Origin of the sequence: Streptomyces sp. NPDC007971 (assembly GCF_042958635.1) — a bacterium.
GTDB lineage: Bacteria > Actinomycetota > Actinomycetes > Streptomycetales > Streptomycetaceae > Streptomyces.
In genome coordinates this window covers 23,661-44,607 of record NZ_JBIBJK010000017.1, presented here as the reverse complement: position 1 = coordinate 44,607, position 20,947 = coordinate 23,661, and the positions used below count along the sequence as shown (strand labels likewise).

The window sequence follows — 20,947 nt, the reverse complement described above, 5'->3', positions numbered from 1 at the left end:
TCAGCTCCCCGTGGGCCGCAGGAAGAGGGCTGCCGTACGCACCAGAATGCAGACGTCCTGCCACAGCGACCAGTTGTCGATGTAGGCGTTGTCGAAGCGGCACCGGTCCTCGATCGAGGTGTCGCCGCGCAGCCCGTGGATCTGGGCCAGGCCGGTGATGCCGGTCCGCATCCGGTGGCGTGCCGGGTAGCCGGGATGGGCCTGGCTGAACTTGGCGACGAAGTACGGCCGTTCGGGCCGCGGTCCGACCAGGCTCATGTCGCCGCGGAAGACGTTCCACAGCTGGAGCAGCTCGTCCAGCGAGGTGCGGCGCAGAAAATGGCAGAACCGGCTCATGTGCTGCTCGTCCGCCACGCTCCAGCGGGTCGCGGACTCGTGCGCGCTGGCGGGCCGGTGGGTGCGGAACTTCAGCATCGTGAACGGCCGTCCGTCCTTGCCGATGCGCTCCTGCCGGAACACCACGCCCGGCCCCTCCACGGCTCTCAGCACGAGGGCGCACATCAGCAGCACCGGGCCGGCGAGCAGCAGGAGCGTGCCGGAGAGCACCACGTCGAGCATCCGCTTGCCCACGCTGTCGCGCCGCCGTCCGGCGCCCTCGCACAGCAGCCTGGAGGAGAAACCCGCGAGATGCCCCGCCCGTGCCCGCACAGCGGGGACGTCGAACGACGGTGCGTCGGCATCGAGCTCCCACAGCGCACATCCGGCCCCGGCGAGGTCCCGGAGCAGGGAGGCCTTCTGCACGCGGGTGGCGGGCCCGACGACGAGCACCGTCTCCACGCTGTTCTGGATGAGCGCGCGATGCGCCTCCTCGCCCGTGGTGAGAACCGGCAGCACGGGCCCTTCGCCGGTGTCGAGGGCGGTCTCCGGGGCGTCGCCGACGATGCCCACCGGCCGCACTCCGCAGTCGGGGCAGCGCTGCAGCGCGGTCGCGACCCGCATGGCCACCGGGACCGGACCGACCACCAGAGCGGGACGGGGCCGGTGCTGCAGCACCCTGCGACGGTGTCCGTGCACCGCCCCGCGGCCCACGCAGGCCACCAGGCAGTGCACCGCGCACGCGGTGACGAGCACCGTCATCGGCAGCGGCCGCAGCGGGGAGACCGCCGCGATCACCGCCCAGCCGACGACGACCCGCCCGCAGACGGCGGGCAGTTCGTCGAGGACACCGCGGACGGCGGAGGTGTCGTAGAGCGAGGCCTGCCGGTTCAGGCCGATCACGCACAGGGCCAGGAAGGCGATGAGCAGCGGGTAGCGGGGAGCCCCGGGCACGACCAGCGCGCCCAGCAGGGTGCCGCTGGAGTCGACGAGCAGCAGGGGGGTCCAGGAGCTAAGCCGCGGACGACCGGAGCCCCGTCCGAAGGACGGCGCCCGCCCGGCGACGGGGCCGGGCAGGTCGAGGACGGAGACGGCGTGCCCCGGTACCCGGGGCTGCCCGGCAGGAGGAGGAACGGCTCTTTCCGCTCTTTCCGCGCTCATGTGGTGATGGACTCCCTGCTCTGGTTGGGGACGGCCAACGGCCTGGGGACAACGCCGAGCAGTTCGCGGTACACACCGATCACCGAATCCGCGGCATGGCGCACGTCATGGGCGGCGAGCACATGGGCACGGCCCTGTGCGCCCAGCGCCGCGCGCAGGGGTGCGCGGCGCAGCAGCGCCGTCAGCGCCCGCGCCAGCGCGTCGGGGTCCTCAGGCGGCACCAGGCAGTTGGGCAGGTGGCCGGGCGGCAGGCTCTCGCGCGCTCCGTCCACGTCCGTGACCAGGACCGGCCGGGCGCAGGCCATGGCCTCCAGCGGGACGAGCGCCATGCCCTCCCAGCGCGAGGGGAGCACCACGACGTCGGCGGCCCGGTACCAGGGGGCGGCATCCGCCGCCGGACCGGCGAACTCCACCGACGCGGGCGCGCCGGAGTACAGCCGGCCCGCGTCCGGACCGTCGCCGACCAGCACCAGCCGGGCCGCGGGCATCTGCCGTACGACGTCGGTCCAGGCCCTCAGGAGCACGTCCTGGCCCTTCTGACGGCACAGCCGTCCCACGCACACGACGAGCGGCCCCGGTCCGGACCGGGCGCTGGGGCCCTCGGGCCGGAACCTGCAGGTGTCGACGCCGTTGGGCACCACATGGCACGGGGCGACGATGCCGTGCTGCTCACCGGTACGCCGTTCCGCCTCGCTCACGCACAGGACACGCGCCGTCCAGCGCGCCCCGAACCGCTCCCAGCGCACGGCCGCCCGGGCCATGGCCCCGTCCACGGCCTCGAACGACCACGCGTGCGGCTGGAAGACGGTCGGGATCCGACCGCGCACGGCGAGGCGCCCCGCGAGCCCCGCCTTCGCACTGTGCGCGTGCACCACGTCGGGACGCAGGTCGTGCACGAGCCGCATCAGCCGCCGTACCTCGCCCGGCAGCCAGGGCCCCGGTGCGCGGGACGCCTGCCAGGGGAGCACGGTGCAGCCCACCGCGCGCAGGGCGTCCGCGAGCGTGCCGCCTTGCGGGCAGGCCACGGTGACGCGCAGCCCCGCGTCGAGCTGTGCCGCCGCCAGGTCCGTCACGTACCGGGCGACACCGCCCTCGACCGGCTGGGTGATGTGAAGGACGTGCGGCTCTCGCGCACGGAACGGAGTCGCATGGTGCTGGACGGGACCAAAGGGGACGCGCATGACCGAGGCTTCCCTTCCGAAGAAAAATTCCGAACCCAGCACAGGGCGTGCGGTCGTAGGTTCGATAAGAAATGCGTCGGATTCAGGAGACAACACTAGCCGCTTATCCGTATGTATCCGCGGAGCCGTCAACTGTGTCGGAATGACGCCTGTACAGCGCGGCCATTCCTCGCAGGAGATCACCCACTTGGAGGTGCACCACACCAATGGAGGAGAAAAGGGAAGATAATCCGATGAAAGTTCCTGCGCCGCCATTCCCGATAAGTGGCCCGCCCGGCCACCTCCCTGGTCAACAGGTCTTTTCGTATGAGTTCCGGGAACTTGCCTTCACCGGAGTTTCCCGTGGTGTCCCTGCCTCGTTAGCCCGGAAGAACCGAGGTCCCACGCTGAAAGGAACACGATGAAGAAGCTGAAGGCCGCCGCCGTCCTTGTCGGTACTCTGGCCATCGCGAGCACGGCGGCGCCCGCCCTTGCATCGGACATGCCGGCGCAGGGCATCCTGGAGGACGGGAAGACGATCGCCCACACCCTCCCCAGTGCAACGTCGCTGCCGGCGGGCGCCCTGGCCGGGGACGTCAGGACCACGGCGGAGGGCGTGAAGCGATCGGGCGTCGTGAAAACCCCCGTCTTCGGCGGCACCCTGCCGAATCCCCTCAACGGCAGGCCCGCCGCCGCACTTCCGATCGGCAAGAAGAAGTAGCAGTCGCATTACCGGCAGGGCGATTCGGGTCGGCTCCGCGCAGTTCTCGGAGCCGACCTTTGGCGTATTGAGGGCCCGCTGCGGAGCACACGGACTGTTCGGGACCGGCCGACAAGCACCCGGATTGTTCGGGACCGGTCGAGAAGCGCACGGATTGTTCCGGGCTCGCCCCGCCGTGGAGTTCCGGGCCCGCCCCTCCGTGGAGCGCACGGATTGTTCCGGGCCCGCCCTGTGGCACACGGATTGTTCAGGGCTTTCCCCGGAGCGCACCCAGTGGCGTGCGGAGCGCAGAGAATGTGGTGATGTACCGCGAGGCAGAAATGTTTCGCCACACAGAAACGCCGATGGCGGCCCGCCGAAACTCGACGGGCCGCCCGGCTGGGGAACTGCTCAGAACAGCAGACCACCCGCGTACGGGGCGAGCTGCGACTGGTCGACGGTGCCCGTGTTGCAGGCGGCGTAGTGCGAGTTCGGGGCGACGACGCCACCGAGGACGGCACCGTTCGACCACGGCGCGATGCAACGGCCATCGACCAGCGCACCGTTGACGACGGCGATCCCCTGCTGGGGCGCGTTCACGACGACCGGGGACTCCGAGAAGCCGTTGCCACCGGTGACGGTGGTGTTGTTGTCGGCCGCAGCGGTGCCGGCGGCCGCGAGGACGATGCCCGCAGCCAGGGCAGAGAGAGCCGTAACCTTGTTACGCATGATGCGCCTTTCGGATGGAGGGCGGGTTGCGAGCGGACGTCTGCGACGTCCGCTCTACTCCGAACGGATCGGAGGGCGTGGGGTCAGAAGAGCAGGCCGCCCACGTACGCGGCCTTCTGCGACTGGTCGACAGCGGCCGTGTTGCAGGCGGCGTAGTGCGAGTTCGGGGCGGCGACGCCACCGAGGACGGCACCGTTGGACCACGGCGCGACGCAGCGGAGGTCGACGGCGTCGCCGTTTGCGACGAGAACGCCCTGCTGAGGAGCGTTCACCACGACCGGGGACGACGAAAAGCCGTCGCCGCCCTTGACGGTCGTGCAGTTGTCGGCTGCGGCGGTGCCACTGGCCGCCAGGACGATGCCTGCGGCGAGGGCGGAGAGGGCCGTAACCTTGTTACGCATGAGATGGCCTTTCCGGGGCTGCGTTTAGGGGGGTTCACCTGCTCGGAACTACTCGGAGCAGGGGGTCAGAAGAGGAGGCCGCCCGCGTATGCGGCCTTCTGCGACTGGTCGACGGCGGCCGTGTTGCAGGCGGCGTAGTGCGAGTTCGGCGGAACGACGCCGCCGAGGACGGCACCGTTGGACCACGGCGCGATGCAGCGGCCATCGACGAGCGTGCCGTTGACGACGACGACACCCTGCTGGGGCGCGTTCACGACGACCGGGGACTCCGAAAAGCCGCCACCGCCGGTGACGTTGGTCGTGTTCGAGTGGGCTGAGGCAACGCCAGCGCTGCCGCAGACAGCGCCAAGGGCGAGTGCAGTGATGACCGCGAGCTTCCTGGGCAACTCGGTTCCTTCCTGAAATTCACGGTAGGCCACGCTTACATAGCAAGAAACCGAAATATGCGGTGAAAAGTCACGCGGACACCGCCCATACGGGATGGATTCCACCGGATGGCGGAATGGCCCCGTACATACGGGGAACCCCAATCAATGCGGCGCGTTTCACCCCGTCACAAAGGATCGAAGAGGTGGATGCGGACATGCGTCCGGCCCACTGGCAAGGAGGGGGCCAGTGGGCCGGACAGGCTTGAAGGCGGGTTCCCGGCACGGCATCGGGCGCCGAGTGGGTGCGAAGCTTTTCGGTCCGGATCCAGCTTCTGGCGGATGTGCCGCCGAGGGCGCCGGACGGGGGGTCGAACCAGGGCCGCCACCGGGGGGGACCGTCCCGCGGCACCGCGCAGTCGGTCACCGGCTGACGAGAACCGGATCAGAGTTCAGAATTCCAGGGGATTACGCGTCACGCCTGGTTGAGCAGGCTGCCGAGCCCGGCACTGGTCGGCCCATTCAGCGGGTGGACCTGAACGGCACCGGTTCCGACGGGGTTCTTCACCGGAATTGCAGGCTTCTTGCCACTGTTGCGGCCCATACCGTCCAGGTAAACGCCGGAAATCTTCGCGGCCTTGTTCGTGCCGGTGACCGTCGACGACTGGTTCTGGTCGAACGCACTGCCCTTGGTGACGTTGCCGTTGCGGGCCACGCGCATCACGGTGTCGGCCGCGGGCACGAGCGCCGGGGTCACCTCGGTCTGGGACATGAGGCCGAGCGGACCGGTCTCATGGGCAGGTGCCTGGGCGGCGGCCGAAGCGGTCACAGCGGAACCACCCACAAGCCCCGCACCGATGGCCAAAGCCGCAGTTGTGAAAACTGCCTTCTTCATGATTCACCTCACTTGAAAGTTACCTCTGATCCGACAGATGGAGAACATAGCAGTCCGCAGACGGCAGAAAGCGGCGCACTACTCCATACGCATGAATGCCACAGGAGTGAAACAGGGCATTACCAGGGTTATTCCAGAGGTATTCACATCTGGTCGGCGAATCAATTCATCGTATCGTGCGTCAAGCACGGGACGGCAATATTCTCAAATGAAAGAGAAATTGCCGCCCGCACGTGCGCGGGGCATCTACGACACCACGTCCTTGCGGGCGAACCCGCGGAAGGCCAGGGCGATCAGCACGAGTGCATAGGTGAGGGAGATCGCCGTGCCCTGGATCATGCCGGACCATTCGGGGTGCGGCTGGACCGCGTCGGCCCAGGCGAACTGCCAGTGCGCGGGCAGGAAGTCGCGCCAGTGACCGAGTGCCGTGACGGCGTCCAGGACATTGCCGACGATGGTCAGGCCGACGGCGCCGCCGACCGCGCCCAGCGGCGCGTCGGTCCTGGTCGACAGCCAGAAAGCCAGCCCTGCGGTGACCAGTTGGGACACGAAGACGTAGGCCACGACCACCACGAGCCGCTGTGCCGCCGTTCCCGGGTCCAGGGCGCCGCCGGTGGGGATCTGCAGCGGGCCCCAGCCGTAGGCGGCCGTACCGGCCGCGAGGGCCACCACGGGCAGCAGCACCATGGCGGCGAGACTGAGCCCGAGCGCCACGACGAGCTTGGACCACAGCAGGCGGGCCCGGGGCACGGGCGCGGCGAGCAGATACCGCAGGGAGGACCAGCTCGCCTCGGAGGCGACCGTGTCCCCGCAGAACAGGGCGACCGGGATCACCAGGAGGAAGCCCGCCGAGACGAACAGGTTCACCGCGGCGAAGTTGGCGCCGGACGCGGTGGCCGTGTCCATCAGCGTGACCTGGCCGTTGCGGCCCGCCGGGTCACCGCCGATCGCGAAGGCGATCAGCAGGACGAACGGCAGGGCGGCCAGGATGCCGCCCATGATCAGCGTGCGCCTGCGCCTGAGCTGGCGGGCCAGCTCGACCCGCAGGGGCAGGGTCCGGCCCGCGCGGTAGCCGAAGGCGACCTCGACGGGCTCGGTGAGCGCGCTCATGCGGAACCTCCGATCAGGGTGAGGAAGGCGTCTTCCAGGCGCCGGTGGGGGCCGACCGAGGCGACCGGCACCTCCAGGCGCACCAGCTCCACGACCAGGTGCTCGGCCGTGCCGCCCGGTTCGAGGCGGACCAGCAGCCCGTCCTCGGTGCGTACCGCCGAGGCGATGCCGGGCAGCGCGGCGACCTTCTCCACGACCGGCTCCTCCACCGACGTGCCGGTGCCGACGAGCAGCGTGTCGCCGGAGCCCACGATCTCCTGCACCGGTCCGGCCTGCACGAGCCGCCCGCGGTCCATGACCACCAGGTGGGTGCAGGACTGCTCGACCTCGGCGAGCAGATGGCTGGAGACGATCACGGTGCGGCCGCCGGCCGCGTAGCGGATCATCACCTCGCGCATCTCGCGGATCTGCGGCGGGTCGAGGCCGTTGGTGGGCTCGTCCAGGATGAGCAGGTCGGGCAGGCCGAGCATGGCCTGGGCGATGGCCAGGCGCTGGCGCATGCCCTGGGAGTAGGTGCGCACCGCGCGGGCCAGGGCGTCGCCGAGGCCGGCGATCTCCAGGGCCTCGTCCAGGTGGGCGTCCTCGGGCGGGCGGCCGGTGGCCCGCCAGTACAGCTCCAGGTTCTCCCGGCCGGACAGGTGCGGCAGGAAGCCCGCGCCCTCCACGAAGGCGCCGACCCTCGACAGCACGGGCGCGCCGGGCCGGATGGCATGGCCGAAGACGCGGATCTCGCCGCCGTCCGGCTTGATCAGGCCCATCAGCATGCGCAGGGTGGTGGTCTTGCCCGCGCCGTTGGGCCCGAGCAGGCCGAGGACCTGGCCCTTCTCCACGCGGAAGGACAGCTCGCGCACCGCGTACCGGTCGGTGGACCCGGCGTAGCGCTTGCTCAGGTCCGTTATCTGCAGCGGGACTTCGGCCAGCTCCGCATCCGGCGCGGGGGCGGTCGTGCGGCGGCGGGCGGTCAGCAGCAGGGCGAGCGCGAGGGCGGCACCGGCCGCGGGCAGCCACCACACCCAGGCGGGCAGGGGTGCGGCCGCAGTGGTGACGGCGGGGGCGGTGGGCACGCTCAGGGCTCCCCGGAGGGAGACGGTGTAGGTCGCCGGGGCGGCCGGTGAGGCGTAGCCGAGGTCGGTGGAGGCGAGGACCAGGCGGAGCCGGTGTCCCTTCTGGACCTCGTGGTCGATCGCCGGGAGGGTGATCGTGACGTCCTTGCCGGCCCTGGCGCCGGTCACCCGCAGGGGTGCGACCAGCTGGGAGGGCAGCACCTGCTGCCTGCCGCCGGGGCCGACGTCGTAGACCTTGCCGAAGAGGACGGCGTCGTCGCCGGTGGAGGTGACACGGACGGTGACGGTCGGCGAGCCGGTGACCGTGAGGCCGGTGGCGAGCGGGGCCGAGTCGAACTTCGCGTACTGGCCGGGGAAGTCGAGGGAGACGCCGACGCCGAGCGCGGACAGCTGGGCGAGACTGCCGGAGCCGCCGAGGCCGGGCAGGGCGGAGAGGGCGGGCGGGCTGGCGCCGGCCGGGTTGGCGAAGTGCTGTTCACGGCCGGTCAGGGCGATGGTCCGGCGGTGGCCGTGCAGGCCGGGATAGCCGGTGGCGCTCGCGCCGCGCAGCTGGGCGGCGCCGGTGGTGGAGTTGACGCCTCCGGTGCGGGTGATCCGGAAGGCCGGCCCGGTGTCCGCGGATCTGTCGCCCTTGAGGTAGCGGTCGAACCAGGCCGTCACCCGGCCCTCCACCCGGGCGCTCTCCAGGTCCCCGCCGTCGTGCCCGCCGGCGATCCAGTCGACGTCCACCGGGGCGCCGCCCGCGCGGACGGCCTTCTGGGCCGCGTCGGCCTGGGCGAGGGTGAACAGGGAGTCGGTCTGGCCCTGCACCAGCAGCGTGGGCACCTTGATGCGGTCCGCGACCGCGGACGGGGAGCGCTCCTGCAGAAGCCTTCGCGCGGCGGCGTCCGGCGTGCCCGACTCGGCGACGCGGTCGTACATCCGGCACAGGTCCGCCTCGAACCTGGCGCAGCCGCCCCCGGTGTTGAAGAAGATGCCGGCCCACAGCTTCTTGAACACGCCGTTCGGGAACAGCGCGTCGGCCAGGTTCCAGTAGGTGATGGCCGGGGCGATGGCGTCGACCCGGTGGTCGTATCCGGCGGCGAGCAGGGAGATCGCGCCGCCGTAGGAGCCGCCGGCCATGCCCACGCGCGGGTCGCCCGGCTTGTCGAGGCGAACCTGGGGCTGCTTCGCCAGCCAGTCGATGAGCCGGGAGACGTCGGCGACCTCGTGCCGCGGGTCGTTCAGCCCGATCTTTCCGGTGGAGTGCCCGAAGCCGCGCGCCGACCAGGTCAGCACCGCGTACCCGGCGCGGGCGAGGTCCTCGGCCTCGTCGCGCACGTCGTCCTTGGTGCCGCCGAAGCCGTGCCCCAGCAGCACGGCGGGGCGGCGGCCCGAGGCGGCGCCGGTGAAGTAGGAGGTGTCGATGCGCGTCCCGTCGGCCATGGTCATGACCCGGTCGCTGCGGTGCACCGGCGGCGTGCCGTCGGAGGCGACGGCCGTCCAGGTGCCGGCGCCGGCGAGCACCACGACGGCGGCCGCGGCGGCCAGCAGCCGGCGCGGCCCCTTCAGCACCCCTCGCAGCGCGGGCGCGCCCTGCCCCTGTCGCCCCCGCAAGGGCGCGCGAAGATCCATGCCCCAACGGTACGGGCCGCCGCCGACAACGGATGCGGCCGCCGGGCTGAACCCCGGCCCCTCCTTGGGGAGTACGAGGCTGTCGCCGCGTACTTCGGGCGTGGTACGAGAAGCCGTATGGAGATTCGCCGCGCCACCGCCGTCACCGAGGTCGCCGCCGCCGGCCATCTCTTCGACCGCCCCATGCGCACCGAGTGGGCCGAGCGGTTCCTCACCACCGCCGGGCACCATCTGTTCCTGGCGTACGAGGACGGCGGCAGCACCCCGGTGGGCTTCGTCAGCGGGGTCGAGACCGTCCACCCCGACAAGGGCACCGAGATGTTCCTGTACGAGCTGGCGGTCGCGGAGTCCTGCCGGCGCCGTGGCATCGGGCGGGCGCTGGTGCTGCGCCTCGCCGCCCTGGCCCGGGAGCGGGGCTGTTACGGCATGTGGGTCGGGGTCGACGCCGGGAACGACGTCCCCCTTGCCGCGTATCGCAGTGCGGGCGGCAAGGACGACGGGACGTGCACGGTGATGGTGTGGGACTTCGGCTGACCCTCAGGCCTGCGCGTCCTGCGCGTCCTGCGCGTCCTCCGGGATGGACACCAGCCAGCGGGTGTCGCGGCGCGGGCGGAGGTAGAAGACCCAGTAGAGGGTGGCGACGGCGGTGATGCCGCCGGTCCACAGCAGGTAGCTCGCCTCCTGCTGGGTGAGGATGTAGGCGAGGACCGCGACCAGCAGGAGCGGCATCGCGGGCCACAGCGGCATCCGCCAGGCCTGCGTGTGCTTGTGGGAGCCGCGGCGGGCCAGCAGGGCGGCGACCGCGACCAGCAGGTACATCCCGGTCACCGAGACGCCCGTGACGCCGTACAGGGTGTCGAGGTTGACGAAGCAGAGCAGCGCGCCGGGGACGCCGACCGCGAGCGTGGCGACCCACGGGGAGCCGAAGCGGCCGAGCTTGGAGAAGACGGTGTTGACCGGGCCGGGCCAGGCCTTGTCCCGGGCGGAGGCGAACAGGACGCGGGAGTTCTGGATGACCATGACGATGCCCGCGTTGATGATCGCGAGGGCGACGCACAGGCTCACGAAGGTGCCGACCGCGGAGTTGGACCAGGCGGTGACCATGGAGCTGATGTCGCCGCCGGTCAGCTCCTTGAGGTCGCCGGCGCCCATGGTGATGGCGGCGACCGGGACCAGGATGATCACGGTGGAGATGGCGAGGGTGGCCAGCACCGTGCGGGCGACGTTGCGGCGCGGGTGCTCCAGCTCCTCGGAGAGGTAGACGGCGGTCGAGAAGCCCTGGGTGACGAAGAGGGCGATGGCGAGCCCGGAGACGACCAGCATTCCCGTCACGGTGTCGGTGTGGCCGCCGGTGCCTGCCACCTGCATGGAGACCAGGCTGCCGACGCCGCGGTGGCTGTGCGTGAAGCCCAGCATCGCGACGACGCCGGCGGCGATGACCTCCAGGACCAGGAAGATGCCGGTGATCCAGGCGTTGGCGCGCAGGTCGAGCAGGCCTGCGAGGGTGGCGAGCAGCATCACGCCGGCGCCGGTCATCGCCGGGTCGAGGTGGACGATGGGCGCCAGATAGTCGGCCGTGCCCATCGCGATCACCGGTGGCACGATCATGACCACCAGCAGGGACAGTACGAAGACGAGCCAGCCCGCGAGCCGTCCGGCCATCGTCGACACCATGGCGTACTCGCCGCCCGCGCTGGGGATGAGGGTGCCCAGCTCGGAGTAGCAGAAGGCCACGGCGATACAGAGGAGGGAGCCGATGGCGATCGTCAGGGCGGTGGCGGTGCCGAGGGAGCCGAAGAGGTCGGGGACGACCACGAAGAGCGTGGAGGCGGGCGTGACGCACGAGAGCGTCAGCAGGGTGCCGCCGACGACGCCGATGGAACGCTTGAGCTTCTGAGGGCTGTCGGCGGCCGCAGGAGCTTCTGCGACGGCCGTCTCGACAGGGCGGAGCGTGTCGGTCATGCGGCGGGTTCCGATCGACTCGTGCGATGAGGGTTGGGGGGTCGGGAGCGCTATCGCCTCCGGCGGCTCGTCGTACGTTCGTTTCGTCCGCTCCCGGCGCTGCATAGAACCCCGACGAAAACCGCCGCGTCAATGGCTGTTTACCTTCGGAATCCGCACTTCGGGGCGGAGTTGCGTGACATCACTTTCACAGGCAGCAAGGCCCTGTTGGTGCATCCATCAAGCTCTGGCCGACTGTGACCTTGCTTTTGAAGGTCATTTACCCCTAAACCCTTTGCCACCCGTTTCATCCCACCTGAACGGGAATCGCAGCGGAGGCGTCAAAAAAATGTCAGGCCGTCCGGAATCCGGACGGCCTGACGGGGGCCTGGACGGCCCTGGGGTCACCCTCAGTGGTTGCGCGGGAAGCCCAGGTCCACGCCCGCGGGGGCATCGGCCGGGTCGGGCCAGCGCGTGGTGACGACCTTGCCGCGGGTGTAGAAGTGCGTGCCGTCGTTGCCGTAGATGTGGTGGTCGCCGAAGAGCGAGTCCTTCCAGCCACCGAAGGAGTGGTAGCCGACCGGGACCGGGATCGGGACGTTCACGCCGACCATGCCGGCCTCGACCTCCAGCTGGAAGCGGCGGGCCGCGCCGCCGTCCCGGGTGAAGATCGCGGTGCCGTTGCCGAACGGCGAGGCGTTGATGAGCGCCAGGCCCTCCTCGTAGGTGTCGACGCGCAGCACGCACAGCACCGGGCCGAAGATCTCGTCCTGGTAGGCCTTGGCGGACGTGGGCACCTTGTCGAGCAGCGAGATGCCGATCCAGTGGCCGTCCTCGTAGCCCTCGACCGTGTAGCCGGTGCCGTCGAGCACGACCTCGGAGCCCTCGGCCGCCGCACCCTCGACGTAGGAGGCCACCTTGTCGCGGTGGACCTTCGTGATGAGCGGGCCCATCTCGGAGGCCGGGTCGTTGCCGGGGCCGATCTTGATCTTCTCGGCGCGCTCGCGGATCTTCTCGACCAGCTCGTCGCCGATGGAGCCGACCGCGACGACGGCGGAGATGGCCATGCAGCGCTCGCCCGCGGAGCCGTAGGCGGCGCTCACGGCCGCGTCCGCCGCCGCGTCCAGGTCGGCGTCCGGCAGGACCAGCATGTGGTTCTTGGCACCGCCCAGAGCCTGGACGCGCTTGCCGTTCGCGGAGGCCGTGGTGTGGATGTAGCGGGCGATCGGGGTCGAGCCGACGAAGGAGACGGCCTTGACGTCCGGGTGCTCCAGGAGGCGGTCGACGGCCACCTTGTCGCCGTGCACGACGTTGAAGACGCCGTCGGGCAGACCGGCCTCGGACAGCAGCTCGGCGATCTTGACGGCGGCCGACGGGTCCTTCTCGCTCGGCTTGAGCACGAAGGTGTTGCCGGTCGCGATGGCGATCGGGAACATCCACATCGGGACCATCGCCGGGAAGTTGAACGGCGTGATGCCCGCGACGACACCGAGCGGCTGGCGGATCGCGGCCACGTCGACGCTGCTGGCGACCTGCGTGGACAGCTCGCCCTTGAGCTGGACGTTGATGCCGCAGGCCAGGTCGACGATCTCCAGGCCGCGCGCGACCTCGCCGAGGGCGTCGGAGTGCACCTTGCCGTGCTCGGCGGTGATCAGCTCCGCGATGGCGTCCCGGTTGGCGTCCAGCAGCGCCCGGAACCTGAAGAGGACGGACGTGCGCTGGGCCAGCGAGGACCGGCCCCAGGTCGCGAAGGCGTCCTTGGCCGCCGCGACCGCCGCGTCGACCTCGTCGACCGACGCGAACGCGACGTTGGTGGTGACCGCGCCGGTCGCCGGGTCCGTGACCGGCCCGTACGTACCCGACGCGCCTTCGACGGTCTTGCCGCCGATCCAGTGGTTGACGATCTTCGTCATGCCCAGAGACTCCTTATTACAGATGGCGGCGTCGGGTCGAGACGTGCCGTTCGTACAGCTCACGTGCCTTGACCGCGGACGATCGGGTCGCGGTCTCGGCCACAGGAACATCCCACCAGGCCTGCGCCGGAGGCGCGCCCGACACAGTGTCGGACGTTTCGGTCTCCACGTAGACACATGTGGGAGTGTCGGCGGCCCGCGCCTCGGCGAGCGCCGTGCGCAGGTCACCCACGGTCTTCGCGCGCAGCACGCGCATGCCGAGACTGGCCGCGTTGGCGGCGAGGTCGACGGGCAGCGGGGCACCGCTGAAGGTGCCGTCGTCCGAGGTGAAGCGGTAGGCGGTGCCGAAACGCTCGCCGCCCACCGACTCCGACAGGCCGCCGATCGAGGCGTACCCGTGGTTCTGCACGAGCAGCATCTTGATCGCGACGCCCTCCTGGACGGCGGTCACGATCTCCGTCGGCATCATCAGGTACGTGCCGTCACCGACCAGCGCCCACACGTTCCGCTCGGGCGCGGCGAGCTTGACGCCGATGGCGGCCGGGATCTCGTAGCCCATGCAGGAGTAGCCGTACTCCAGGTGGTACTGGTCCCGGGACCGGGTGCGCCACAGCTTGTGCAGGTCGCCGGGGAGCGAGCCGGCCGCGTTGATGATGATGTCGGACTCGTCCACCAGGGCGTCGAGGGCGCCGAGCACCTGGGGCTGGGTCGGCCTGGTGTCCGGTTCGTCCGCCTCGAAGCAGGCGTCGACGCGCTGCTCCCAGCGCTCCTTGTCCTCGGTGTACTCGGCGACGTAGGGGGCGGCGGCCCGGTGCCCGTGCATCGCCAGCGCCTCGGTCAGCTCGCCCAGGCCGCTGCGGGCGTCCGCGATCAGCGGCAGCCCGGCCAGCTTGTGGCCGTCGAAGGGGGCGATGTTGAGGTTGAGGAAACGGACGTCGGGGTTCGCGAAGAGGGTGCCGGAGGCCGTGGTGAAGTCGGTGTAGCGGGTGCCCACGCCGATCACCAGGTCCGCGGTGCGGGCCAGTTCGTTCGCGGTCGCGGTGCCGGTGTGGCCGACGCCGCCGACGTCCTGCGGGTGGTCGTGGCGCAGCGATCCCTTGCCGGCCTGGGTGGAGGCGACCGGTATCCCGGTGGCCCCGGCGAACTCGGCCAGGCTCTCCTCGGCGCGGCTGTGGTGGACTCCGCCGCCCGCGACGACCAGCGGACGCTTCGCCGCCCGGACCGCCCGGACGGCCTCGGCCAGCTCGCCGGGGTCCGCGCCCGGGCGCCGTACGGTCCACACCCGCTCGGCGAAGAACTCCTCGGGCCAGTCGTACGCCTCGGCCTGCACGTCCTGCGGCAGGGCGAGGGTGACCGCGCCGGTCTCCACGGGGTCGGTGAGGACCCGCACGGCCTGCAGCGCGCTCGCGATCAGGGCCTCCGGCCGGGTGATCCGGTCGAAGTACCGCGACACCGGGCGCAGGGTGTCGTTGACCGACACGTCGCCCGCGTACGGCAGCTCCAGCTGCTGGAGCACCGGGTCGGCCGGGCGGGTGGCGAAGACGTCACCGGGCAGCAGGAGGACCGGCAGGTGGTTGATGGTGGCGAGGGCGGCGCCGGTGACCAGGTTGGTCGCGCCCGGGCCGATGGAGGTCGTCACCGCGTGCGTGGACAGACGGTTCGACTGGCGGGCGTAGCCGACCGCCGCGTGCACCATGGACTGCTCGTTGCGGCCCTGGTGGTACGGCATCACGTCGGCGTACTCGATCAGTGCCTGGCCGAGGCCGGCCACATTGCCGTGGCCGAAGATCCCCCAGGTGGCGCCGATCAGCCGCCGCCGCTGCCCGTCGCGCTCGGTGTACTGGGCCGCGAGGAAGCGTACGAGTGCCTGTGCGACCGTGAGCCTCGTCGTCGAGGTCGTCATCGGTACCCCCCAGTGCTTTCTGTGTGGGCCGGGTGGAAGCAGATCCGCCACTCCCGGACGGCGCCGGGTCCGGCCATGACGTTCAGGTAGTACATGTCGTGCCCGGGCTGGGCGACGGACGGGCCGTGCCAGCCGTCGGGAACGAGGACGGTGTCGCCGGAGCGGACCTCGGCGAGGACGTCCGATCCGCCCTCGCGCGAGGGGGACACGCGCTGATAGCCGAAGCCGTTCGGCCCGTCGATCTCGAAGTAGTAGATCTCCTCCAGCTCGGACTCCTCGCCCGGCCGGTGCTCGTCGTGCTTGTGCGGCGGGTACGACGACCAGTTGCCGCCAGGGGTGATCACCTCTACGGCGATCAGCTTGTCGCAGTCGAAGGAGTCCGCGGAGGCGAAGTTGCGCACCCTGCGGGCGCAGGTGCCGCTGCCGCGTTCTTCGACGGGTACCTCCGGCGCGGGGCCGTAGCGGGCGGGGAGTTGTCGCTCGCACTTCGCTCCTGCCAGGGCGAAGCGGCCTCCCGCGCCGGAGGCGATCTGGACCCGGGCGTCCCGGGGTGCGTACGCGAAGTCGGAAGCCGACGCGAACACGCTTTCCCGGCCCAGGAGTTGAAACTCGTTTTCCGCAATTTTTACGGTACATCCGCCTTCCAGCGGAAGCACGATCCATTCACTGTCCCCGGTGGTGAACGTATGCGTACCGCCCGGTGACAACTCCACGATGCGCAGGCTGCTGTGGTCCCAGCCGGCCCGCTCGGGGTCGATGTCGACGGCGTACTGGGCGTTCGCGGTGACGCCCCGGGGCAGATGCAGGTCGGTGGTGGTCATGCGGCCCTCACAGCAGTCCTACGGCGGTGTCCACGGCGGCGGCCACGTCGCCGTCCGCCGGGTACAGCAGCGAGCGGCCGACCACCAGGCCGCGCACGGTGGGCAGTTGGAGCGCGCCGCGCCACTTCTCGTAGGCGGCGACCTGCTCCTCGGGGGAGTCACCGATGTCACCGCCGAGCAGCACGGCCGGCAGGGTCGAGGTCTCCATGACCCGGGCCATGTCGTCGGGGTTCTCGGTGACCGGCACCTTCAGCCAGGTGTAGGCCGAGGAGCCGCCGAGGCCCGAGGCGATGGCGATGGACCTGGTGACCGCCTCCGCGCTCAGGTCGTTGCGCAGCCGGCCGTCGGGGCCGCGCCGGCTGATGAACGGCTCCACGAAGACCGGCAGCCGGTGTGCGGCCATCGCGTCGATGGCGCGCGCGGTGGACTCCAGCGTGGTCAGGGAGCCCGGGTCGTCGTAGTCGATGCGCAGCAGCAGTTTGGCGGCGTCGAAGCCGAGCCGCTGGATGTCCTCGGGGCGGTGGCCGGTGAAACGGTCGTCCAGCTCGAAGGTGGCGCCCTGCAGGCCGCCGCGGTTCATCGAGCCCATGACCACCTTGTGGTCGAGGGCGCCGAGCAGGAGCAGGTCGTCCAGGATGTCGGCGGTGGCGAGGACACCGTCGACGCCGGGCCTCGACAGTGCGAGGCACAGCCGTTCCAGCAGGTCGGCCCGGTTGGCCATGGCGAGCTTGCGGTCGCCGACACCGAGCGCGCCGCGGGCCGGGTGGTCGGCGGCGACGATCATCAGCCGGCCGTTCTCGTTGAGCAGCGGGCGGCGGGCCCGGCGGAGCGCGGCCTCGGCGATCGCCTCGGGGTGGTGGGTGCGGGTGTGGACCAGCTCGGCGACGTCGACGCGCGCCCGCCGGGTGCCGTCCCCGCCCTCGCGGTGGGTGCCTGTCACCCTTCCCGCCCTCACAGGACCGCTCCGGCCTCGAGCGCGGCGGCCACCTCGGCGGGGGTGGGCATCGCGGAGGAGCACTCCAGGCGGGAGGCGACGATCGCGCCGGCCGCGTTGGCGTGCCGCATGATCGTCTCCAGGTCCCAGCCCTCCAGCAGGCCGTGGCACAGGGAGCCGCCGAAGGCGTCCCCGGCGCCGAGTCCGTTGAGGACGGTGACCGGCAGCGGCGGGACCTCGGCCGACTCGCCCTTGCTGTTCACGGCGAGGACGCCCTTGGGTCCCTGCTTGACCACGGCGATCTCGACGCCCGCGTCCAGCAGGGCGCGGGCCGCCGCATGGGGTTCGCGCACGCCCGTGGCGACCTCCACCTCGTCCAGGTTGCCGACGGCGACCGTGGCGTGGCGCAGGGCCTCGGCGTAGAAGGGGCGGGCGGCGGCCGGCCCGGGTGGCCCACTGCCGTCACTGCCCCAGAACATCGGGCGCCAGTCGAGGTCGAAGACCGTCGTGCCGGACTTCGCGCGGTGGGCGAGGGCCGCGAGGGTGGCCGTACGGCTGGGCTCCTCGCTCAGGCCGGTGCCGGTCATCCAGAAGATGCCTGCCTCGCGGACGGCGTCCAGGTCCAGCTCGTGGGTGTCGATCTCCAGGTCGGGCGCCTTGGGCCGGCGGTAGAAGTAGAGCGGGAAGTCGTCCGGGGGGAAGACCTCGCAGAAGGTGACCGGCGTGGACAGCCCGGACACCGGGGTGACCCAGCGGTCGTCGACACCGAAGCCGCGCAGGGCCTCGTGCAGATAGGCACCGAACGGGTCGTCGCCGGTGCGGGTGATCACGGCGGTCCGCCGGCCGAGCCGGGCCGCGGCGACCGCCACGTTCGTCGCCGACCCGCCGAGGAACTTGCCGAAGGATGACACCTGGGCGAGGGGGACACCGGTTTGCAACGGATAGAGGTCCACTCCGATCCGCCCCATGGTGATCAGGTCGTACGCCATCGGCTTCCCTTCGTCACGGCTCTTCCCCGGCTTTCTAGTCCTCTCCGCCGCGCCCTGTCAATGTTTTGTCCAGACATTCGGACTAGAGCTTGACACCGCTTTCCGCGGCCCCGCACGCTGACGGCCATGACGTCCTCGCCGTCCACCTCGCCTTTCTCGCTTTCCTCTCCTTCCTCGTCTTCCTCACCTTCCTCACCTTCGTCGTCTTCCTCACTTTCCCGGATCCGGATCGGATCGGCGCCCGACTCCTGGGGCGTGTGGTTCCCGGACGACCCGCAGCAGGTCCCCTGGCAGCGCTTCCTCGACGAGGTCGCCGGCTCGGGCTACGAGTGGATCGAGCTGGGCCCCTACGGCTATCTGCCCGCCGATCCGGCGGTGCTCGCCGAGGAGACGGGCCGGCGCGGGCTGAAGGTGTCGGCCGGCACGGTCTTCACCGGCCTGCACCACGGCCCGGCCGTCTGGGACAAGACCTGGGCGCATGTCAGTGACATCGCCGCCCTGACTCAGGCGATGGGCGCCCGCCACCTGGTCGTCATCCCGTCCTTCTGGCGCGACGACAAGACCGGCAAGGTACTGGAGCCGTCCGGGCTGACGCCGGAGCAGTGGCGGAACCTCACCTCACTGACCGAGCGGCTCGGGCACGAGGTGCGGGAGCGGTACGGCCTGACGATCGTCGTCCACCCGCACGCGGACACCCACATCGACAGCGAGGAGAACGTCACCCGCTTCCTCGACGCCACCGACTCCTCGCTGGTGTCGCTGTGCCTGGACACCGGGCACTACGCCTACTGCGGCGGAGACAGCGTCAAACTGATCGAGACCTACGGCGAGCGGATCGGGTATCTGCATCTCAAGCAGGTGGACCCGGAGATCCTGGCCGACGTGCGCGCCAAGGGCACACCGTTCGGCCCGGCGGTCGCCCAGGGCGTGATGTGCGAGCCGCCCGCCGGGGTGCCCGCGCTGGGGCCGGTCCTGGAGGCGGCGCAGAAGCTGGACGTGGATCTGTTCGCGATCGTCGAGCAGGACATGTATCCGTGCGAGCCGGATGCGCCGTTGCCGATCGCCGAGCGCACCCGGGCGTTCCTGCGGTCGTGCGGGGTGTAGGAGCGCCGACGCGTCTTGCGCAGGAGCGCCGACGCGTGTTCCGGGTGCCGTGGCAATGCGCGTGCGGGTTGTTCGTGGCTTGTCGCGCAGTTCCCCGCGGCCCTGGGGGAGTTGGCCCGGTCGTTCGTCGCACGGGTGCGGGCGGGAGGGGCACGGTCGGTGGTGGTGTGCGTGCGGGTTGTTCGTGGCTTGTCGCGCAGTTCCCCGCGCCCCCCAGGGAGCTGGTGGTGGCGTGCGGGTACTTTTGCTGCGGGGGCGTCACAAACGCCCTCTTCCTGTTACGGATGTAGCACCTACGTGGCTTCTCGGTCACACCAGGTCAACAGGGCCTTTCCCATGCTCACTCTGTGTCGTTGACCGGGCACAGGCTTGGTAATCGCCAGCGCAGCGCCCGGCTCCCCCGACGGCCGCCCACGGCCGCCGCCGCGGCGCGCGCAGGGAGGTGCACCTCATGACCGACCGAAGGCTCTGGTCCTACAGGGAGATCGCCGCGCACATCCGGGTGCAGCCCGACACCGTACGGTCCTACCGCAAGCACGGTCTGCTGCCGCCGCCCGACCATGTGGAGGGCGGCAAACCGTACTGGTACGCGGACACCGTCCGCGCCTGGGTCGCCTCCCGCCCCGGCAACCGCGCCCGTAGAGAGGACTGACCCGGTCCGGCCTGCCGGAGCGGCCGCTGTGCCCCGCCTTCCTCCCGGGGCACGCTCACCCGGCGAGCCGGCCCGCGGTCTCCCTCGGGGGGACCCTCCCGGTCCTGGTCCCGGTCCTGGCCCTGGTCCTGGTTCGGGGCCGGGGCCGGGGCGCCCTCAGCGCCACGGCTCGACGACCGTCACTCCCGCACCCGGCGCCGTGCCCATCGCCGCCAGGGCCTGCGGGGCCGCGTCGAGCGGGATCGTGCGCGTGACGAGACGGTCCGGGCGCAGCACGCCCGAGGCGACCAGCTCCAGCATCCCGGGGTAAGCGTGCGCGGCCATGCCGTGGCTGCCCAGGAGTTCGAGTTCCAAAGCCGTGGCGCGGGCCAGCGGGACGGGGGTGGTGCCGTCCGGCGAGGGCAGCAGGCCCACCTGGACGTGCCGGCCGCGACGGCGCAGACAGCCGACGGAGGCCGCGCAGGTGGCGGGCGAGCCGAGCGCGTCGAGGGAGAGGTGGGCGCCGCCGCCGGTCAGCTCGCGGAGCGCTTGCGCCGTGTCCGGCGTGCGCGACGCGTCCAGGCACTGTGCCGCCCCGAACTCCCGTGCCAGCTCAAGGGCCTGGGGCTCAACGTCGACGGCGACCACGCGCGCCCCCGAGGCCGCCGCGACCCACTCCCCCGCCGCCACCCGGCCCTGCTGCACCACCGCGCGGAAGGCGGTGGCGAAGCGGCAGCCCAGGGCGGCGGCCGTGGCGTACGTCATCCCGTCCGGGATCGCGACCAGGTTCACGTCGGCATGGTCGAGCGCCACGTACTGGGCGAAGGAGCCCCAGTGGTGGAAGCCGGGCTGGGTCTGGCGCTCGCACACCTGCTGGTCGCCGGCCGCGCAGGACGGGCAGCTGCCGCAGGCGCACACGAACGGCACGGTGACCCGGTCACCGGGCCGCCAACCGGTCACCCGGGCGCCCACCGCCTCGACGACACCGGCGAGTTCGTGCCCCGGCACGTGCGGCAGTGTGATGTCCGGGTCGTGGCCCATCCAGCCGTGCCAGTCACTGCGGCACAGCCCGGTCGCCTCGACCCGGACCACCACCCCATGCCCGGCGGGCTCCGGGTCCGGCACCTCCCGCACCGCGGCCGGCTCCCCGAACTGCTCGAACACCACGGCTCTCATGGGCTCACCCTGCCATGGCGG

Annotated in this window: 19 protein-coding genes; 4 read left to right on the top strand and 15 right to left on the bottom strand. The window is 71.2% G+C overall.

Annotated elements, in window-relative coordinates:
* Together ACFZCP_RS31405 and ACFZCP_RS31400 are read right to left on the bottom strand one after the other, a co-directional pair.
* A complete protein-coding gene (locus tag ACFZCP_RS31405; RefSeq protein ID WP_391433560.1) occupies window positions 1-1,476 on the bottom strand; it encodes an exopolysaccharide biosynthesis polyprenyl glycosylphosphotransferase in 1,476 nt (491 codons plus the stop codon).
* Entirely contained in the window at window positions 1,473-2,657 is a 1,185-nt protein-coding gene (locus tag ACFZCP_RS31400) for a glycosyltransferase (protein ID WP_391433555.1), read from the bottom strand. Before ACFZCP_RS31400 ends, ACFZCP_RS31405 begins: the two co-directional genes overlap by 4 nt.
* 400 nt (window positions 2,658-3,057) lie before the next feature.
* Between ACFZCP_RS31400 and ACFZCP_RS31395 the strand changes: the two genes are divergently transcribed.
* Entirely contained in the window at window positions 3,058-3,357 is a 300-nt protein-coding gene (locus ACFZCP_RS31395; RefSeq protein ID WP_391433553.1) for a hypothetical protein, read from the top strand.
* Window positions 3,358-3,747: 390 nt separating this feature from the next.
* Here ACFZCP_RS31395 and ACFZCP_RS31390 read toward each other — a convergent pair whose 3' ends face one another.
* The 6 genes from ACFZCP_RS31390 to ACFZCP_RS31365 all read right to left on the bottom strand — a co-directional run bounded on the left by ACFZCP_RS31390 (window position 3,748) and on the right by ACFZCP_RS31365 (window position 9,514).
* Complete coding sequence (locus ACFZCP_RS31390; RefSeq protein WP_391433550.1) at window positions 3,748-4,065, bottom strand: hypothetical protein; 318 nt, start codon at window positions 4,063-4,065, stop codon at window positions 3,748-3,750.
* Window positions 4,066-4,148: 83 nt separating this feature from the next.
* On the bottom strand, window positions 4,149-4,466 hold the full coding sequence (locus ACFZCP_RS31385; RefSeq protein WP_391433547.1) for a hypothetical protein: 318 nt from the start codon (window positions 4,464-4,466) through the stop codon (window positions 4,149-4,151).
* A gap of 65 nt (window positions 4,467-4,531) precedes the next feature.
* Entirely contained in the window at window positions 4,532-4,852 is a 321-nt protein-coding gene (locus ACFZCP_RS31380) for a hypothetical protein (protein ID WP_362691814.1), read from the bottom strand.
* 454 nt (window positions 4,853-5,306) lie between these two features.
* Entirely contained in the window at window positions 5,307-5,726 is a 420-nt protein-coding gene (locus ACFZCP_RS31375; RefSeq protein ID WP_362691470.1) for a hypothetical protein, read from the bottom strand.
* Window positions 5,727-5,972: 246 nt separating this feature from the next.
* Window positions 5,973-6,836, bottom strand: a complete 864-nt coding sequence (locus ACFZCP_RS31370) for an ABC transporter permease (protein WP_391433543.1) — start codon at window positions 6,834-6,836, stop codon at window positions 5,973-5,975.
* Window positions 6,833-9,514 carry a CocE/NonD family hydrolase gene (locus ACFZCP_RS31365; protein WP_391433539.1) on the bottom strand — a complete coding sequence of 894 codons (2,682 nt, stop codon included), beginning with the start codon at window positions 9,512-9,514 and terminating at the stop codon, window positions 6,833-6,835. Before ACFZCP_RS31365 ends, ACFZCP_RS31370 begins: the two co-directional genes overlap by 4 nt.
* Window positions 9,515-9,631: 117 nt before the next feature.
* Here ACFZCP_RS31365 and ACFZCP_RS31360 point away from each other — a divergent pair, with 117 nt between their 5' ends.
* Entirely contained in the window at window positions 9,632-10,048 is a 417-nt protein-coding gene (locus tag ACFZCP_RS31360; RefSeq protein WP_391433536.1) for a GNAT family N-acetyltransferase, read from the top strand.
* Between the two features lie 3 nt (window positions 10,049-10,051).
* Here ACFZCP_RS31360 and ACFZCP_RS31355 read toward each other — a convergent pair whose 3' ends face one another.
* The 6 genes from ACFZCP_RS31355 to iolC form a co-directional block, all read right to left on the bottom strand.
* Window positions 10,052-11,476, bottom strand: a complete 1,425-nt coding sequence (locus ACFZCP_RS31355; RefSeq protein WP_391433532.1) for an amino acid permease — start codon at window positions 11,474-11,476, stop codon at window positions 10,052-10,054.
* Window positions 11,477-11,865: 389 nt separating this feature from the next.
* Window positions 11,866-13,368 carry a CoA-acylating methylmalonate-semialdehyde dehydrogenase gene (gene mmsA, locus ACFZCP_RS31350; RefSeq protein WP_391433528.1) on the bottom strand — a complete coding sequence of 501 codons (1,503 nt, stop codon included), beginning with the start codon at window positions 13,366-13,368 and terminating at the stop codon, window positions 11,866-11,868.
* A 16-nt stretch (window positions 13,369-13,384) separates the two neighbouring features.
* Complete coding sequence (gene iolD / locus ACFZCP_RS31345) at window positions 13,385-15,271, bottom strand: 3D-(3,5/4)-trihydroxycyclohexane-1,2-dione acylhydrolase (decyclizing) (RefSeq protein ID WP_391433524.1); 1,887 nt, start codon at window positions 15,269-15,271, stop codon at window positions 13,385-13,387.
* A complete protein-coding gene (iolB, locus tag ACFZCP_RS31340; protein ID WP_391433520.1) occupies window positions 15,268-16,092 on the bottom strand; it encodes a 5-deoxy-glucuronate isomerase in 825 nt (274 codons plus the stop codon). Before iolB ends, iolD begins: the two co-directional genes overlap by 4 nt.
* 7 nt (window positions 16,093-16,099) lie before the next feature.
* Window positions 16,100-17,032 carry a deoxyribose-phosphate aldolase gene (locus ACFZCP_RS31335; RefSeq protein WP_391433516.1) on the bottom strand — a complete coding sequence of 311 codons (933 nt, stop codon included), beginning with the start codon at window positions 17,030-17,032 and terminating at the stop codon, window positions 16,100-16,102.
* Window positions 17,033-17,043: 11 nt separating this feature from the next.
* Window positions 17,044-18,015, bottom strand: coding sequence for a 5-dehydro-2-deoxygluconokinase (gene iolC / locus ACFZCP_RS31330; protein ID WP_391433513.1), 972 nt, complete (start codon window positions 18,013-18,015; stop codon window positions 17,044-17,046).
* Between the two features lie 126 nt (window positions 18,016-18,141).
* On the opposite strand from iolC, the gene ACFZCP_RS31325 reads away from it, so the two are divergent.
* Window positions 18,142-19,119, top strand: a complete 978-nt coding sequence (locus ACFZCP_RS31325) for a TIM barrel protein (RefSeq protein ID WP_391433510.1) — start codon at window positions 18,142-18,144, stop codon at window positions 19,117-19,119.
* Between the two features lie 451 nt (window positions 19,120-19,570).
* Window positions 19,571-19,771, top strand: coding sequence for a MerR family transcriptional regulator (locus ACFZCP_RS31320; RefSeq protein ID WP_391433507.1), 201 nt, complete (start codon window positions 19,571-19,573; stop codon window positions 19,769-19,771).
* Between the two features lie 156 nt (window positions 19,772-19,927).
* On the opposite strand, the gene ACFZCP_RS31315 is transcribed toward ACFZCP_RS31320, so the two are convergent.
* Window positions 19,928-20,926: an alcohol dehydrogenase catalytic domain-containing protein gene (locus ACFZCP_RS31315; protein ID WP_391433502.1), complete on the bottom strand. Its 999-nt coding sequence runs from the start codon at window positions 20,924-20,926 to the stop codon at window positions 19,928-19,930.
* Window positions 20,927-20,947 lie beyond the last annotated feature (21 nt).

What these genes read in the sequence shown, in the direction of transcription:
- iolD (WP_391433524.1), bottom strand. Translation starts at nt 15,271, where the DNA reads ATGACGACCTCGACGACGAGGCTCACGGTCGCACAGGCACTCGTACGC.
- ACFZCP_RS31370 (WP_391433543.1), bottom strand. Translation starts at nt 6,836, where the DNA reads ATGAGCGCGCTCACCGAGCCCGTCGAGGTCGCCTTCGGCTACCGCGCG.
- mmsA (WP_391433528.1), bottom strand. Translation starts at nt 13,368, where the DNA reads ATGACGAAGATCGTCAACCACTGGATCGGCGGCAAGACCGTCGAAGGC.
- ACFZCP_RS31365 (WP_391433539.1), bottom strand. Translation starts at nt 9,514, where the DNA reads ATGGATCTTCGCGCGCCCTTGCGGGGGCGACAGGGGCAGGGCGCGCCC.
- ACFZCP_RS31385 (WP_391433547.1), bottom strand. Translation starts at nt 4,466, where the DNA reads ATGCGTAACAAGGTTACGGCCCTCTCCGCCCTCGCCGCAGGCATCGTC.
- ACFZCP_RS31375 (WP_362691470.1), bottom strand. Translation starts at nt 5,726, where the DNA reads ATGAAGAAGGCAGTTTTCACAACTGCGGCTTTGGCCATCGGTGCGGGG.
- ACFZCP_RS31405 (WP_391433560.1), bottom strand. Translation starts at nt 1,476, where the DNA reads ATGAGCGCGGAAAGAGCGGAAAGAGCCGTTCCTCCTCCTGCCGGGCAG.
- iolC (WP_391433513.1), bottom strand. Translation starts at nt 18,015, where the DNA reads ATGGCGTACGACCTGATCACCATGGGGCGGATCGGAGTGGACCTCTAT.
- ACFZCP_RS31325 (WP_391433510.1), top strand. Translation starts at nt 18,142, where the DNA reads ATGACGTCCTCGCCGTCCACCTCGCCTTTCTCGCTTTCCTCTCCTTCC.
- ACFZCP_RS31355 (WP_391433532.1), bottom strand. Translation starts at nt 11,476, where the DNA reads ATGACCGACACGCTCCGCCCTGTCGAGACGGCCGTCGCAGAAGCTCCT.
- ACFZCP_RS31315 (WP_391433502.1), bottom strand. Translation starts at nt 20,926, where the DNA reads ATGAGAGCCGTGGTGTTCGAGCAGTTCGGGGAGCCGGCCGCGGTGCGG.
- ACFZCP_RS31360 (WP_391433536.1), top strand. Translation starts at nt 9,632, where the DNA reads ATGGAGATTCGCCGCGCCACCGCCGTCACCGAGGTCGCCGCCGCCGGC.
- ACFZCP_RS31395 (WP_391433553.1), top strand. Translation starts at nt 3,058, where the DNA reads ATGAAGAAGCTGAAGGCCGCCGCCGTCCTTGTCGGTACTCTGGCCATC.
- ACFZCP_RS31320 (WP_391433507.1), top strand. Translation starts at nt 19,571, where the DNA reads ATGACCGACCGAAGGCTCTGGTCCTACAGGGAGATCGCCGCGCACATC.
- ACFZCP_RS31390 (WP_391433550.1), bottom strand. Translation starts at nt 4,065, where the DNA reads ATGCGTAACAAGGTTACGGCTCTCTCTGCCCTGGCTGCGGGCATCGTC.
- iolB (WP_391433520.1), bottom strand. Translation starts at nt 16,092, where the DNA reads ATGACCACCACCGACCTGCATCTGCCCCGGGGCGTCACCGCGAACGCC.
- ACFZCP_RS31400 (WP_391433555.1), bottom strand. Translation starts at nt 2,657, where the DNA reads ATGCGCGTCCCCTTTGGTCCCGTCCAGCACCATGCGACTCCGTTCCGT.